The organism is Shewanella baltica, assembly GCF_900456975.1.
In the GTDB taxonomy this organism is placed as follows: Bacteria; Pseudomonadota; Gammaproteobacteria; order Enterobacterales; family Shewanellaceae; genus Shewanella; species Shewanella baltica.
Map to the genome: position 1 here is coordinate 1,472,521 of NZ_UGYM01000002.1, position 16,466 is coordinate 1,488,986.

Annotated in this window: 9 protein-coding genes; 4 read left to right on the top strand and 5 right to left on the bottom strand. The window is 45.0% G+C overall.

Annotation, left to right across the window (positions count from 1 at the left end; translation table 11 throughout):
• Window positions 1-1,232 precede the first annotated feature (1,232 nt).
• Entirely contained in the window at window positions 1,233-2,225 is a 993-nt protein-coding gene (gene focA, locus DYH48_RS06635; protein ID WP_115334348.1) for a formate transporter FocA, read from the top strand.
• Window positions 2,226-2,376: 151 nt separating this feature from the next.
• Here focA and DYH48_RS06640 read toward each other — a convergent pair whose 3' ends face one another.
• From DYH48_RS06640 to cysK, 4 genes are all read right to left on the bottom strand, one after another.
• The gene (locus DYH48_RS06640) at window positions 2,377-5,154 is read right to left on the bottom strand and encodes a TonB-dependent receptor domain-containing protein (RefSeq protein WP_115334349.1); all 2,778 of its coding nucleotides are present in this window, start codon (window positions 5,152-5,154) and stop codon (window positions 2,377-2,379) included.
• 690 nt (window positions 5,155-5,844) lie between these two features.
• On the bottom strand, window positions 5,845-6,843 hold the full coding sequence (locus DYH48_RS06645; RefSeq protein WP_115334350.1) for a TDT family transporter: 999 nt from the start codon (window positions 6,841-6,843) through the stop codon (window positions 5,845-5,847).
• Window positions 6,844-6,976: 133 nt separating this feature from the next.
• Window positions 6,977-8,068, bottom strand: coding sequence for a methyltransferase (locus tag DYH48_RS06650; RefSeq protein ID WP_006085402.1), 1,092 nt, complete (start codon window positions 8,066-8,068; stop codon window positions 6,977-6,979).
• Window positions 8,069-8,287: 219 nt separating this feature from the next.
• Complete coding sequence (gene cysK / locus DYH48_RS06655) at window positions 8,288-9,256, bottom strand: cysteine synthase A (protein ID WP_006085400.1); 969 nt, start codon at window positions 9,254-9,256, stop codon at window positions 8,288-8,290.
• 251 nt (window positions 9,257-9,507) lie between these two features.
• Between cysK and DYH48_RS06660 the strand changes: the two genes are divergently transcribed.
• On the top strand, window positions 9,508-10,752 hold the full coding sequence (locus DYH48_RS06660; RefSeq protein WP_115334351.1) for an RDD family protein: 1,245 nt from the start codon (window positions 9,508-9,510) through the stop codon (window positions 10,750-10,752).
• Complete coding sequence (locus tag DYH48_RS06665; protein ID WP_115334352.1) at window positions 10,749-11,870, top strand: beta-ketoacyl-ACP synthase III; 1,122 nt, start codon at window positions 10,749-10,751, stop codon at window positions 11,868-11,870. Before DYH48_RS06660 ends, DYH48_RS06665 begins: the two co-directional genes overlap by 4 nt.
• A gap of 173 nt (window positions 11,871-12,043) precedes the next feature.
• Here DYH48_RS06665 and cysZ read toward each other — a convergent pair whose 3' ends face one another.
• Entirely contained in the window at window positions 12,044-12,823 is a 780-nt protein-coding gene (cysZ, locus tag DYH48_RS06670; protein ID WP_006082150.1) for a sulfate transporter CysZ, read from the bottom strand.
• A gap of 221 nt (window positions 12,824-13,044) precedes the next feature.
• Between cysZ and DYH48_RS06675 the strand changes: the two genes are divergently transcribed.
• Window positions 13,045-16,461: a chromosome segregation protein SMC gene (locus DYH48_RS06675; RefSeq protein WP_037392892.1), complete on the top strand. Its 3,417-nt coding sequence runs from the start codon at window positions 13,045-13,047 to the stop codon at window positions 16,459-16,461.
• The last annotated feature ends 5 nt before the right edge of the window (window positions 16,462-16,466 follow it).

A 16,466-nucleotide genomic window follows, 5' to 3' on the forward strand; every position in this document is an offset into this window, starting at 1 on the left:
ATTGGCGATCAGCGTGAAGCGATGCTGAGTATAAGCCAATAGCTAATTCCTGAAATAAAGCTCCCTTCATGATGACGCCCTATGATGGGAACTGGATTTTGAAGTGCTGTCACTCCAAAAGTCTGTCTATTGATACCCGATAAGATGACAAATATTCGCTTACTTTGATTATCGGCTACCGATCAATCTCTTTTGTAATTGGTAAGACCAATTGTCCACAAGCATATTAACATAGGTCTGTCGCTATCGCATCTTAAACGGATTGGTTTGTGCTCGCTTAATCCCAAATTTGCTAGCTAGGTAGCATTTTTTTACCACAATTAGGAATACAGCACGCTTTTCAACTTGGTGTGACATTCAAACCTATCACTCCTTAAATCACTAAACCTTTGGTTGTTGTGATTTACTGTCCACCTTTCTCTAGGAGAAATCTATCCTCGTATAGATTGATTTTTGCTGGGGTGGCGTGATGGCCGGATAAGCAGGGTTTAGCAGTGGCTGTTGTGTTCGTGACGTGGAAACAAGCTCATTGTTAGCTATTTGTATTAATTGTAGTTTATTCGCTAATCTCGTTGATGTTTAGGGAGTGGCATAGGGTTCTCCCCACAGGCCAAACGGTAATACCTGAATTCCGCTAAAAATCATAAAAGAGTGGCTGAGTAAGGCTTTTGCTACTCATCAGGCATGTTGTCGCTTGCTGCTGGGCCAAACTGTCAATACTGAGGCGTGGAGCGCTGGCGGAGTCACTCCAGTCGATATTGAAGTGTGCGAGTCAATCTATTGCCACATCTATGCTTTACTGCCAAAGCAATGCTTAACGACTGAGTAGATCTGAGTTTACTGAAGCTGATTTTGTGAACCGTTTGATAGCGAGTTTGATAACGAGTGTACTTGAGAGTTGAATTAGCTGGATACGAGCCATTTTGGTGTTATGGACAACCTAAATAGCATGTCATTCTGATGGCTAAAATTGACCGATATTGGTAAGACCAATTAACCTTTTGTGTTTTTGGCTTCAAAGTTTTCACATTTTTGGTGTGAATAACATCACGCTTTAGCAATATCTACTTCACAGCATTAGCGCGTTGTATGGTACAAAGCGAGACTTTAGTGAATCATCATTTTCAGCAAATCAACATCTCGGTTTTGATTCGTGCTATCTGCGCAACGGCGCTGCAGGAGAGATATATGCTACGCATTCAAGTCTGTTTATCTGAAGTTGGAGTCATGCAATGAAAAGCCCAAATCCATCATCAACCTCCACTGTGACAAACAGTGCCCACGAAGCACCACAGGTTTCAGCGCACTTTAGTTGTTATAATCAGGCGGAAATTTACGGTACCAGCAAAGTGGTTAAAGCGCCTTGGCAATCCTTTGGTCTGGCTGTGTTTGCTGGCGCCTTCATCGCCTTAGCCTTTGTATTTTATCTGACAGTGACCACAGGTGCTGGCGATGCGTCTTGGGGGTTAGTTCGCTTCGTTGGTGGGATAGCCTTTAGTTTAGGCCTGATTTTAGTGGTCGTTTGCGGCGGCGAGCTGTTCACCAGTTCAGTACTCAGTACCGTCGCCTGGGCACAAAAACAAGTCTCTGGCGCTGAATTACTCAAATGTTGGTGCCGGGTTTATGCGGGCAATTTTGTCGGCGCTATACTGATGGTTTGTTTGATCACCGCCGCGGGCATGTATGAACTCGATGGTGGTAACTGGGGATTAAATGCCCTTAAAGTGGCGCAGCACAAACTGCATCACACATGGATCCAAGCCTTTAGCTTAGGCATTTTGTGTAACATGTTGGTGTGTTTAGGCGTGTGGATGACCTTCGCCAGCCGTGATGTGTTGACTAAATCCCTACTGTTGATCTTACCCGTGGCCATGTTCGTCAGCAGCGGTTTTGAACACAGTATCGCTAATCTGTTTATGGTGCCTATGGGGATGATGATCCAATCTATCGCCAGCCCAGAATTCTTTGCATCTTTAGGTGTGACTCAAGAGCAGTTTGCCGATTTAACTGTAACTAATTTTATATTCAACAACTTAATCCCAGTCACCCTAGGTAATATTGTCGGCGGCGGTGTGATTGTGGGTTTAGGTTATTGGTGGATAGAGCAGGGGAAAACGACATCAAGCGATCCACACAAAGCTCACCATGAGCACTTTTCTGCGCCCCATTCACATACCGAAAAACCTCAACATGCGAGTGAAATCAAGCTGACGAAGCATTCCTAGAATGTTTTAAATGACCCGTTGAAGGATAAGAAATGCCCGGCAAATCGCTGGGCATTTTTATGCTTATTTACTGGGCTTCGTAAATGAAGCAAATAAAAACGGCATCCGAAGATGCCGTTTTTGGGTTAGGTTCTAATTGATAAAGACGATATTAGAACTTCACATCATATTGTAGATAAACGAAGCGGCCGATATTGTCATAGACACCTTGATCATAGAAAGGCCATTTATCTACTTGACTGAATGATGGCTGTCTATCCAGTAAGTTACGAACCCCTAAGGTAACTTTATTGTCATCCGCAAAATAGTAAGCCGTTGTTAAATCAAACTGTACATAAGCTGCCACATGTTGACTTCTGCCAGGGTTAACTAAATCACCATTAGCATTAACTTCAGCGCCAACGTCGTAGTAACCAACTAATTGGCAAGACTTGTTACCTGTATTCCGCTTATCATACATTTCGTACCCAGGGAGGTAACGCATATTAAGTGAGGTTACAAAATCATTTTGTTCTAATGAAATGCTGCCGTTAATACGATAGTCGCGCATTGAATTATCAGCAATATCATCACATAAAGGTTGTACCGCTGAAGATTGTGTTTTATAGCTTAGGAACTGTTCTGCTTGTAAGCTTGACTTCAAAGTACCAAATGAGAACTCACTGCTATATTGAAGATCATAGTTTAAGCCAGTTGCACTTTGTTCTGTCAGGTTTTGTCTGTTAGTTTGAACATAACCGTTTCTTTCTGAGTCCGTTAGACGGCCTTCTGAGTTACGTACGACTAAGTTTGTCAAATTTCCTTTTGCTTCTTCATCCAGAACCTCTTGAATAGCAAGGCTACCTACAACGTCGTCTATTTGAAGTGACCAGAAATCGACAGATAGTGATAAGTTGTCTGTTAGCTGATAAACCGCACCTAAGTTGTAAGATTTTGATGTTTCAGGTGTTAGCTCTGGATTGCCACCGCTTTTCGAGTTTAACTCGATGCGCTGACAATCTGGGTGGCTTTGAACATTGCCAGCAGCATTACACAGCTTAGTATCAATAGCTTTAGTAACACCAAACGATGTTGATAGGAATAAATCGCTTAGGTTTGGTGCTTTAAAGCCTGTTCCGTATGATGCTCGTAGCAATAAGTCGTCAATAGGGCGATATGATACTTTGGCTGAATAAGTCGTATCACTTGCATCCGCTAGTTCCCAATCCGCTTTATCTTGGCGAGCAGCTAGGCTGACTTCTAGATTCTCAAGTACGGGTAATGAAAGTTCGATGAAACCTGCAAGGTTATCAAATTTACCACCACCGTTTGAACCTGCACCGCCGATCACTTCACCATTTACAGAGGCTGGATCTGAGCGGTCGGTATATTTCTCTTGGCGTATATCTAAACCAGTAGCTAAACCAATTTCACCACCAGGTAACTCAATTCCTGGGAGCAGTCCTGATAAGACAAGAGAAGAGAAAGAGACTGTATATTCGCCTGTACGATGAATTGATGCTTGTAGATCTCGGCATGTATCAGCTAATTCTGCTGAATTACAGTTATTAATAACGAATGGATTCAGTTTTGACTTAGGATCATTGAATGCATCTGCAACACCTGCGGATAATAATTGACCCGCTGAGCCAATTTGACGGTTGGTTAAACGAGAAAAACCAATATCAAAGTCTAAGCCCCAATTATCGTCGATGTTATAATTTAAACCACCAACAGTTTCGAATGTTTCGTTTGTATTGTCTTTTTCACGATTCCCAAAATCAAGGTAACGACGGCCGACAATAACGTTGGCTTCACCCGCTTCAACTAAACGGATAATTTCTTCAGCTTTTGCTTGGTCATCTTTATAACGGTCATTTCGTAAAAAATCCGCTAGGAATGGACTGTTAGATACATCGACTTGACCTGGAGCCGGAGCATTAGAGGTTTTAGTATATGCACGAGTGTAACGGAATTGACCATTAAACGTTAGGTCATCATTCATCTCATGATTGATACTAGTGAAAATTGACTGTCGTTCTGACTTAGGTTGTAGTTGGTATAAAGAAGATGTGTCAAATAAACAACGAGTACCAGAAATACTTTCAGGAGGGCAACTAGACCAAGGGGCTTCACCTTGACCTTTTGCAGCATTATCTAAACGCTTACCATCTACTAGTGCTGAGTTAATATTGGTAAAGCCAGGGATACCCCAAGGAGAACGGCCTTCACCACCTTCATGTCCTTCAATGAATGAAGTTCTACCAAACTCACGATCGGAGCCTTGTATTACATCGCGTGCAAAATGTTCTGCTGAGAATAAAATGCTAGTTTTTTCGTTACTTGCACCAGCAACAATTGATGTGGATAATTCGTTCCCATCCCAATGGTCAGATGCTGCGCCATATTTAGCACTCAATGCTACACCGTCGAAGTCTTTCTTAGTGATAATGTTAATTACACCAGCAACGGCATCAGAACCATAAATTGCAGAAGCACCATCATTAAGAATGTCGATTCGCTCAACGGCTGCCATAGGCACTTGGTTTACGTCAGTAAAAATACCGCCTGCGGTATTTTTTGCGATGCGACGGCCGTTCAATAGAATAAGTGTATAATCTGAATCAAATCCTTTTACACCAATTGATGAAGCACCAGCTGCCTGACTTAAGGTTGATGATTCGTTAAATCCACCAGACGCAGCATTAGTTCTTAAAAACTCAGAAACGGTAGAGAACCCTGTTTTTTCTATGTCTGCTGCAGAAAACATAGTTATTGGTGTTGATGTTTCTAAGTTAGTTCTTTGAATACGAGAGCCTGTTACAGCAATACGTTCAACTTTGGCGCCGTCTTCAGCAGCAAATACCGCTGTTGTTGATAAAGCTGCAGTAGTTGCTCCACCTATTAATGCAAAGCGAACGGCTTTGGCTAATGTAGAATTTGTGCGCATTTTATTCTCCCTTAACACATGTTGTATGTTTATTTTTATTTTTCTTAAATGGTTACTTATGTAAAGAATAAGCACTCATTTAATTAAGCTCAGGATATAACCACAAGAAAATAACAAGTGCAACACTGAGCTTTAATGGATTTTGTTGTTAATTTGTTAGTTTAAATCATTTAAAGTTTGTAAGTAGATTTGTCTTGAGCCAATAAACATGGAAGTTTTGTGTATTTACTGAGGAATTTGTTTGTGATACTTCTTTTTGTTTCTTGTTCTTGCGCGCTTTGTTAATGAGGTGTTTTGTTTTTGTTTTTTATTTTGGATCGAGTGTTGAGTTGTGAAAATAATATTTTTTAATTATTTTCATGTAAAAAAGATAAAAGCTGATTAATATATGGTTTGCCATTCTATATATTTGGAATTAAAAGCTTTAAGTGTTAGGTGGTATAAGGTTTTTTGTGCGGTTTAATTTAATGTAATTTTGTTATCCACGATTTGTAGTGATGGACTCAATAATTACAGCACTCAATCTTGTAAAGGTTAATAAGTAATCTTTTGTTAAAATTAATATCAAAAGTGTAATCGCTTAAATATAAAAGTAAGGTGAATATATATTCACCTTCCTTTTGGTTTATGGTCTAGTTTGAAAATAATCTCTCATGTTAAACGAATACATTTTACAAACTGTAATTCTGTTTATTTACTCTCAAGTATGGTTGTTTGTTCTATCGCTTTAAAGCGTACTGGAAAATAGTGTCCTAAATAGCGTAGAGCAACATAGACAACCACTAAGGTGGCGATCACAAGCTCGAATTCTGCTAAGTATTTTATCCATATCGCTAACTCACCCATGTTATTGAACTGGGTTAACCAAGCGGAGGTTTTAAAGAGCGCGGTAGCACCGATAACCATTGGGAAGGTAAAGGCGGCGTATCCTGGGCTAAAGGGCAGCTTTAACAGGTGAAAGAAGGCCAAGTAGATGATGCTCGTCATCAAAATGGCGATGCTCAGCAGTAAGGCGACTAAGGGAATTGACGCCTGCTCGCAAACGGTCAGATAGCCAGCGAGTGATAAACTGGCGGGCGCCGCGAGAATGGCGATGGTTGGTTTAGCGGCATCAGGTATCGCCTGACAGAAAATGAGGCGATAGAGCATTAAAGGCAGCATGACTAAGTAAGCTAACATCCCAAAAACCAAAATGGCGTTTGCTAGCCATTGGTAGTCAGATACAGGGAAAGACACCGCCGCGACTATGATGCCAATCGGTGGCACAAACCAACTTGGTACCATGTGCTCGAGTTTAAAATCGATGGCGCGGTAGTAGATAAACGCGCTTAAGAAGATCACATGTATACCTATGGCCACTAGCCACAGGGTTAAGCCAGCTTGGGGGAAATAATCGCCGAGTGTTTTAGACACGACCATCAGCCCCATGGCGAAGGTGGGGATCACGCTACCAATCACTGGGTGGCTGAGTTCGTCCTTTAGAATAGTCGGATGCAGCATAAACTTACCCATGAGCAGTAACAGCAACACAGAGGCGATGATGGCGCCTGTGAGTTGTCCTGCGCCATTAAGTGAAGGTGTCATGTTCTCCCAAGTCCAACCTAAGCTGGCAATGGCAAGTGCCAGCCCTGCCATAGGGCTGGGAAGTTTAGCTGCGTGGGATGTCCAGCGTTTGCGTTTTGAAGTCATGTTGAATACCTCTCAATACTGACAATGCTTAACATCGCTTTTTTGGGGCGCTGTTTTGATGTCCTCAGTTTACTGCGGGTATCAATGATAAATAAATTTGATTAATTTTATTCATTAAGTAAATTTTATTTACTTAATGGTTGCCATTAAACTTAGGTTTGAGTTTACAGCGCAGTAGCGTGTGCCCTAGGCCAAGATTGTCTGTATCTTCATCCACATACAGTCCCGCTTGGTGAAGCAGGGCCAATAAATCCTTAGAGTGATACATGCGGCTATTGCCATTGGCCATGGCGCTGAAATAGAGGCTAGTGGCATTTACGCAGTAGGCAGAGGCGGCCGATGGCTGTCTATCCCAAAAGGTTTCGACGATAAAGAGTTGGCTGTTTGGCGTCATTGCCTTTGCCGTGCGTTGTAAAATGCTCAGGATCTGGCTTGTTGAAAAGCAATCTAGAAACTGGCTCATCCAGTAAGTATCCGCGCCATCGACAAAAGGCAGGGTGTCGTCCAGCAGATCGGTGGCAAAGGTATGGACTCGCGCGGCAACGCCCCGTGCGATGGCATTTTGCGTCGCCACTTCAAGTTGTCCTGGGTAATCCATGATCGTGACTTCAATGTTGGCGTCATAGTCACAGCAGCTCAGCGCCCATTTGCCTGTGTTGCCGCCTATATCCACTAAATGGCTTGGCTTATGGGCAAACACTAACGGCAGAAGCTGTGGAAAGGCATGATCCGAATAGTAATGATCGAAGGCAAACCAGCTCTGTTTCGCTTTGGGTGGTAAATCCTTCAAGGCGGGGTAGATAGTATCCCAGTCACCGAAAACTTTAAGTCCTGCGGCCTTGCCTTCGAGTAGTGCGGTATCAAGGCTAAAAAGGCCTTGATAACAAACGTCCTGCACAAAGTTAAGGTTGATGGCGGCCATGTCGTCATGGAGTAAAAAGTGCCCCGTTTTGTCGAGCACATAGCCAGACTCATGCTGCCAAACGAGCCCCATGCTGAGCCCCATATCCAGCAAGACTCCAAGGGCGTACTCGCTCAGTGGTGTCGATTGGCTTAACTCGGCCGCAGTGATACCACGTTCAGCCGCGCTATCTATTTGCGCTAACACATCGAATTTGAGCAGGCAGTGGGCGACTTGGAAACTAATGGGGCCAAAGGCGATTTTTTGCGCTTCAAACTTAGCATTAAAGGCGCTGATATGACTTGGAGTGCGGTAAAAAGGCATAAAAAGGAATGGATTGACGAGAATATCCGTTCTTTATAACTCACTGAGCCGCTAATGCTACTGGTGATACTGAGAACTATGAGCTGCATCCAAACTTGAGCCGGAACTTGTTTGCGCTCTGCAGTCGGGATCTAATTAATGCAATGTCACAAATAAAAATACCCAGCAGAGGCTGGGTATTTAAAGGGCTGGGTATTTTAAAGGGGAATCTAACGTCGACTATTGAATGTTTTCTTCGTCGCCGAATTGGCCTTGGAACAAAACTGAAGATAAGTAACGTTCGGCAGCCGATGGCAAAATTACCACAATGGTTTTGCCCGCAAATTCTGGCAATTCAGCGATACGGTTTGCGGCGACAACGGCGGCACCCGATGAAATACCCACTAAAATGCCTTCTTCTTGCATTAAGCGACGGGCCATGTCGATGGCTTCATCATTGGTGACAGCTTCTACGCGGTCAATCAACTCTAAATCTAAGTTACCAGGGATAAAGCCTGCACCAATACCTTGGATTTTATGTGGACCAGGTTGTACCGGTAAACCCGCTAAGGTTTGCGCAATCACAGGAGAATCTGCTGGTTCAACCGCCACTGAGGTAATGGTTTTGCCTGCTACTTTTTTCAAGTAACGGCTGACACCTGTAATCGTACCGCCCGTACCTACACCGGCAACAAACACATCCACTTCGCCATCGGTATCATTCCAGATTTCTGGACCTGTGGTTTTTTCGTGGATTTCTGGGTTAGCAGGGTTATTAAACTGCTGTAACAAAATGTATTTTTCAGGAGCCGATTGACGGATTTCTTCCGCTTTATCAATCGCACCTTTCATGCCTTTCGCGCCTTCTGTCAGCACGAGATTTGCGCCAAGGGCTTTGAGCAGTTTACGACGCTCTAAACTCATGGTATTTGGCATCGTCAGGGTAAGCTTATAACCACGGGCCGCGGCAACATACGCCAGCGCAATACCTGTGTTACCAGACGTCGGCTCAATCAGCTCGTGATCTTTAGTCAGTAGACCCTTTTTCTCGGCATCCCAAATCATATTGGCACCGATACGGCATTTAACACTGAAACTTGGGTTACGCGCTTCGACTTTGGCCAGCACTTTACCTTGGCTAACACGGTTTAAACGTACTAGCGGGGTATTACCAATAGTATATGAATTGTCTTCGAAAATTTTGCTCATGGATTGCTTGCTCCTATGTTGGCACTACTGAATCATAATCTGCTGTGGCGCTTTTAGAAGTGATTGTTTGTTCTTCTTTATTCGATTTGGTTATTAAAGGATGTGCTGTTATTCGCAAACCCTGATTGGCAGCCAGTTTAACTGTGTTAACCTCTTGCTAACATAGAAAAGATTGTTGCATTCGCAAGGATAACTTCTTGATGTATCAATCGTAAAACAAGCCTATCACTCGTATCGGATAAGACGCAAACATGAAACAACAGCAAACGGATTTGGGCAAAGACCCAAAAACTATGGTGACTCCCCATGCTTTTACCATTGCAGACACTGTGCTTTATACGCCATTGGCGGCGCCGCTAAAACGCGCTTTAGCCATGTTGATTGATGGCTTGCTGATCACAGTGTTAGCGGAGCAGATGGATTGGATGTTTGTATTGCTGGTGGTCGGTATCATTTATATTGAGAAACGCAGTCATAAATTGGGTCGTTTACTCAAATGGGGACTATATGCCGCGATGTTGGCTTTTATGCTGCTCACGACCGCCGATAACCTGCTTAATGTTAATGGCTCAAACAATACCGATAATGAGCAGGTAGTAGAGGGGGCAGCATTGGGGAAACAAATTCTTACCTCGCTTCCGGCCATCATTTCGTTGAGCCTTTGTGATAATTACGCTTGTGGTAAAACTCAAGTTCAATCCCTGCGCGAGGTGATAGAAAATGCTTCAGCATCAAAGGGCATGACAGAGATTGAGCGACGGGAGATAGTCCTAAGCGCCATAACCAACAGTAGTTTGTCTGCCGCAGACAGCGAAAAGCTCCAGATGGAAGTCCTTGATGGCACCTTGTGGCCGGTTATCGCGCCCCAAGCTGAGCTGCCAACGCTTGATACTCAGTCTGAGCCTAAGTCGACACAAGCCATTGAAAATATTGAACCAACTGACCCCGCGCAAGGTATTGCGGCTAACACTGCAAAAGTAACCGAAACGACAGGTACAACCAAAACAGTACCTTCGCCAAGCACAAGAGTGAAAAGCGTCGATGATGACGATGAATCCACCACCCACAGTGTTATCGCTTGGGTTAAAGGCTTTATGAGTGATATGGGATTGGGCTTTGGTTGGGCGGCGTTTTACTTTACCGTCTTTACCGCGCGGTTTGATGGTCAAACTTTAGGGAAGAAGATGCTTGGCATTCGGGTGATCCAGCTCGATGGCGCTAAAATCAGTTTATGGGCCGCCTTTGGCCGTTATGGTGGTTACGCCGCAGGCTTCACCACTGGCTTACTTGGCTTTATGCAAATATTTTGGGATGCCAATCGGCAGGGGATCCAAGATAAAATATCTTCAACAGTCGTGATAGACTTAGCACAAATGCATAAAAAGCAACGATTAGAGCAGCAAGTACAGGGGCAAAGTGAGTTAGCGCCAGCGCTTACGAGTGATGATGCCGCCTCTGCTCACCTTACAACAAGCACCCGTTCGGAGCACCTATGAAACAGGTCGTGATTTCGGGGAGTGGCTTATTTACGCCGCCCCACAGTATTTCTAATGAAGCCTTAGTTGAGAGCTTCAATGCCTATGTGGATATTTATAATATTGAAAATGCAGGCTTAATCGAGCAAGGCCATGTCGCGGCTTTGTCCTATTCTTCAAGCGAATTTATTGAAAAGGCCTCAGGCATCAAGCACAGATATGTGATGGTGAAAGAGGGCATTCTCGATCCCGAAGTCATGATGCCGTTAATTCCAGAGCGCAGCAGCGACGAATTATCTATGCAGGCTGAAATTGGGGTTGAAGCCGCATTGATGGCACTTAACAATGCCAATATCAAAGCCGAACAGATTGATCTGGTGATTGTTGCCTGTGCTTATACTCAGCGTGCCTATCCTGCGATGGCAATTGAAATTCAACGTGCACTCGGTACGCGCGGTTATGGTTACGACATGCAAGTGGCGTGTTCATCGGCAACCTTTGCAATAGTTGCCGCTGCCAATGCGATTGCGACGGGCTCAGCTTCAAGAGTACTCGTCATCAACCCAGAGATTTGTTCGGCGCAGGTGAACTACCGCGACCGTGACAGCCATTTTATCTTTGGTGATGTCTCGACCGCACTGGTACTGGAAGAGCAAAGCCTAGCTCAATCTGACAATGTGTTTAAAATTCTCTCAAGCCGCTGTTTTACCGATTATTCGAATAATATTCGCAGTAATTTTGGTTTCTTGAATCGCTGCGATCCCAGTGCTGCCCATCAAGCCGATAAACTGTTCCACCAACAAGGGCGCAAAGTGTTTAAAGAGCTGCTGCCGATGATTTATCAACATTTGGATGAACATCTGGCCGAACAAGCGTTAACACCGCAGTCTTTCAAGCGTTTGTGGTTGCATCAAGCGAACATCAACATGAATCAGTTTGTGGTGAGAAAGCTGCTTGGGGATGATGTGTCAGCAGAACAAGCGCCTGTCGTATTAGACGAGTACGCCAATACCGCATCTGCGGGCTCTGTGATTGCATTTCATAAGTATTCCAGCGACTTTAAAGCGGGTGATTTAGGCTTATTAAGTTCTTTTGGCGCGGGATATTCCATCGGCAGTGTGATTTTGCAGAAGTGCTAAGCTGAACTTGGCAGCGCAGATTGTTCTGCGATCTTTATCAATAAAAAATCTCTCTATAGAAAATTTTTTAATAAAAAGCCTATCAATAAAAACAGCCTCAATTGAGGCTGTTTTTATGTTGCAGGAATCGATATCAAACCCACATCATTTTAGATAAGTATTTGTATCTTTAATTATTCTGGTGCGATTGCATGATTGCGGTAGGCTTCACGATACTTGTCGACCCACATGGCCGTTGCGCCACAAATCGCCACAGGCATCACGATAAAGTTGACGATAGGGATCATCGAAAACAGTGTAACTGTAGCGCCAAAGCTAAAACTCGTGCCACGGGTTTGATTCAAGGCAAAGCGCATATCCTTAAAACTGACCTTGTGATTATCGAAGGGGTAATCGCAGTACTGAATTGCCATCATCCAAGCGCTGAACAGGAACCATAAAATTGGCGCCAGCGTTTGGCCCACCATAGGCACTAAAAACAGCAACAAAAATACTAGCGCGCGGGGCAGATAGTATTTGAGCTTGATCCACTCACGCCCAAGGATACGCGGTAAGTCTTTGATTAAATCGATGCCAGTACCGGTATTCAACGGCTTGCCAGTTAATAGCTGCTCGACTTTTTCAGCCAACAGACCATTAAAGGGGGCGGCGAGCCAGTTCATTACCGAGCTAAATACAAAGGCGAGCATAACCAGCATAGTGGTCACTGCGAGCGGCCAAAGTAAAAAGTTTAACCAGCTTAAGTAGTCAGGCAGCTGGGCGTTCATCCAAGTGAACATGGCGTCCAACTGGCCTATTGCTACATAAATGACGCCTGCAAACAGCAGCAGGTTGATCATCAAGGGAATAAATACGAAAGTGCGCAGGCCTTTACGTGTAATTAAACCAAAGCCATCGAGAAAATAATTAACGCCGCTTTTGGCTGGGAAGGGCAAGGTTTTCTTCTGTGTCATATCGTCTTTCCAAAAAGTTGGGCTACAGCTTGAGAGACAGCCTGATATAAAGATAACTGCGATTGTGATCAACTCATGGGCAGATGACAAGCTAAAAGCCGCATGAATTCAATAAAAAGCGTTACAAAATGCTGCCTGCTTTGTTAAAGTTGCCAGCAGAATGCATTTGCACCACTGGGCTCATTTTCGGGCCAGACTTCAGAGACGCGCTAACTGGCACCATGAGATTAAAACAGATAAAACTTGCCGGCTTTAAGTCGTTTGTCGATCCCACTAAAATTCCTTTTTTACAGGCATTAACCGCCATTATTGGCCCAAATGGCTGCGGTAAATCGAATGTGATCGATGCCGTGCGTTGGGTATTGGGTGAAAGTTCGGCGAAACATCTGCGCGGTGATTCGATGGCCGACGTGATCTTTAACGGCTCAAGCGCACGAAAACCTGTGTCTGTGGCGGGTGTTGAACTTATTTTTGAAAATAAAGATGGTCGCCTCGCGGGTCAGTATGCCAGTTACGAAGAAATCGCCGTTAAGCGTCAGGTGAGCCGAGACGGTGAGTCTTGGTATTTTCTTAATGGTCAGAAGTGTCGCCGTAAAGACATTACCGATTTGTTTATGGGCACAGGCCTTGGTCCGCGCAGTTACGCCATTATTGAGCAGGGCACTATTTCCCGCCTTATCGAATCTAAACCCCAAGACTTGCGCACTTTTATTGAAGAAGCCGCAGGGATTTCTCGCTATAAAGAACGCCGCCGCGAAACCGAAAATCGTATCCGCCATACCCGCGAAAACCTCGAGCGTTTAGGCGATATTCGCAGTGAACTCGGCAAACAGTTAGATAAACTGGCGCAGCAGGCCAAGGCCGCGAAGCAATATCGCGAGCTTAAACAGGCCGAGCGCAAGACCCATGCTGAACTCCTCGTGATGCGCTATCAAGATTTGCAAGATCAGATGGCGAGTCTGTCTGAGCAAATCCGCGCCATCGAAGTGCAGCAAGCGGCGGCGCAGTCGCTGGCGCAAACCGATGAATTGCAAACTACTGAATTGCAAGTGCAACTCGCCCAATTAGCGGAGCAAGAACAACGCGCAGTCGAAGCCTATTATCTGACGGGCACCGAAATCGCTAAGTTAGAACAACAGTTACAGAATCAAAAGCAGCGTGATGCCCAGCTCGAAACCCAGTTGGCGCAAGTGAAAGAGCAGATCCTGCAAAACACCGATAAGCTCAACGGCTATAAAGCGAGACTTAGCGAGTTAGAACTTGAGCTTGCTAAGCTTGGGCCGCAGCATGATGAACAGCAAGAAATCATGGATGAGCTGCAATCCCAATGGGAAATGAGCATAGAGCGCAGCCAGCAGCAGGCTGAAGTTGCGCGTCAACAGGCCGTGGATGTTTCGCAGCATAAGTTACAGCTTGAACTGCGCCGCAGTCAGTTAGCGCATCAGCAGCAATTATTACAGCATAAACAGCAGCAAAGCAGTGAGCAGCAAGCGCAGCTCGTCGCTTTAGTGGACAGCGACCTCGCCTCAAACATCACATCACTGCAACAAGAAATAGCGTCTCTTGCTGACGCCACTAGGCTACAAACCGAGATTAATCATCAGCAAGAACAAATTGTTAGCGCAAGCACGCAAGCTTTGGATGACGCCCGCCATAGCGCCGAGCACATTCAGCAGCAATTAACCGCGACTAAAGCGCGCCATGAGCTGGTTGAACAGTGGTTGACTAAGCAGGAACAGCAAAGTGATAAACCGCAGTTATGGCAGAGTCTAACCGTTGAAAATGGTTGGGAAACCGCGGCCGAACTCGCCCTCAATGGTTTGTTGACCTTGCCCGTTGGCGTCACTGAAACCGAAATGGGGTTTCAAGCGTTAACGTCGCAATCCTCTCAGAGTGAGTACTTACAGGCTGAGGTGAATCTTGCCCCTTGGTTAGCGGGGCTTAAGTGGGCAAAAGATATTCACGCGGCAAAACAGCTACTGCCGCAGTTAAAGACCGATGAGCGGATTGTCACCGCCGACGGGTATCTCCTCGGGCAAGGTTTTTTAATCACTAAGACAGAGGGCGCTCAGTCACTGGTACAGCTCAGCAAAGAGCAAGCCCAGTTAGCGCAAAACATCCTCGATTTGCAGCAATCCTTGCACCTACAGCAAGATAAGATGACGGCACTTGCGGCTACCTTGCAGCAGCAAAGACAACAATTGACTGCTGGCGCGCAAAAATTGCATCAATTACAGTTGGATAAAGCGACAAAGTCGATGCAGCTCAGTGGCTTAACTGAGCAAGTGAAGGCGCGCGCTGAGCAGCAGAGCAAACTTGAAGCGGCATTAAGCGCGAGCTTGATTGACCTTGAGCGCTTGAGCGAGCAATGCGAAGTATTGACAGAGCAAGAAACAGAGCTTGATGATGCGTTGCAGGCGAGTATTGATATTCAGCGACAACTCACCCAAGACACGCAGGCCGATAGCGTGCGCCATCAAGCATTGAAAGCGCGTATTACTGAGGTTGAACGTCAGTTATCGACCACAGCTTCTGCCTTACAAGCTGTAACGATGCGCATGGCCGTCAGTACCGAACAAATTGAATTACAGCAAGTGCGTGTCAATGAACTTATCCACACTCGTGAGTCAGTGTTAGCTGAACTTGCCAAAGTCGCCCAATTGAGTGGCGTACAAAATAGTGTGCAGCTGACTGAGCAGTTAACGCAGTTATTGCAGCAACAACATGAGCAACAACAGGGCTTAAAAAACGTCCGTCAGCAGCAAAGTGGGCTCACTGAGACATTAAACAGTATAGGAATAAAGCAAAAACAAGAGCTTGGTAAGCTTGAGGGCTTGACTCAAAGCCTGAGCACGTTAAAGTTACGTCGTGAAGGAATAAAAGGCCAAGCCAATAGTCAGCTGGAAGCCTTACAGGAACAGCAAATTGTTCTGTCTGAAATCCTTGGAAACCTGCCCGCGAAGGGCATGCCTGACAAGTGGCAGAGTGATTTAGATCAAATACGGCAGAAAATTGTTCGCTTAGGTGCGATTAACCTTGCGGCTATCGAAGAATTTGAACAGCAAAGTGAGCGAAAATCCTATCTTGATCATCAAGATGACGATTTAAATAAGGGACTGGCGACCTTAGAGGAAGCGATCCGTAAGATAGACAAAGAAACCCGAAGCCGCTTTAAGACGACATTTGACTCAGTCAATGAAGATCTCGGACGCTTATTTCCAAAGGTGTTTGGTGGCGGTCGAGCTTACTTAGCGTTAACGGACGATGATTTGCTGGAAACCGGCGTCACTATCATGGCGCAGCCGCCAGGTAAGAAGAACAGCACAATCCATCTTCTTTCGGGTGGTGAAAAAGCCTTAACCGCTTTATCATTGGTATTCGCAATTTTTAGGCTGAATCCTGCTCCCTTCTGTATGCTTGACGAAGTGGATGCGCCATTAGACGATGCTAACGTAGAACGTTTCTGTCGATTACTGAAAGAAATGTCACAGAGCGTACAGTTTATTTATATCAGCCATAACAAAATAACCATGGAAATGGCTGATCAACTTATAGGCGTGACTATGCACGAGCCCGGTGTGTCTCGTATAGTCGCGGTAGACATAGAGCAAGCGGTGGCGATGGCTGACGCTGGATAACTAGA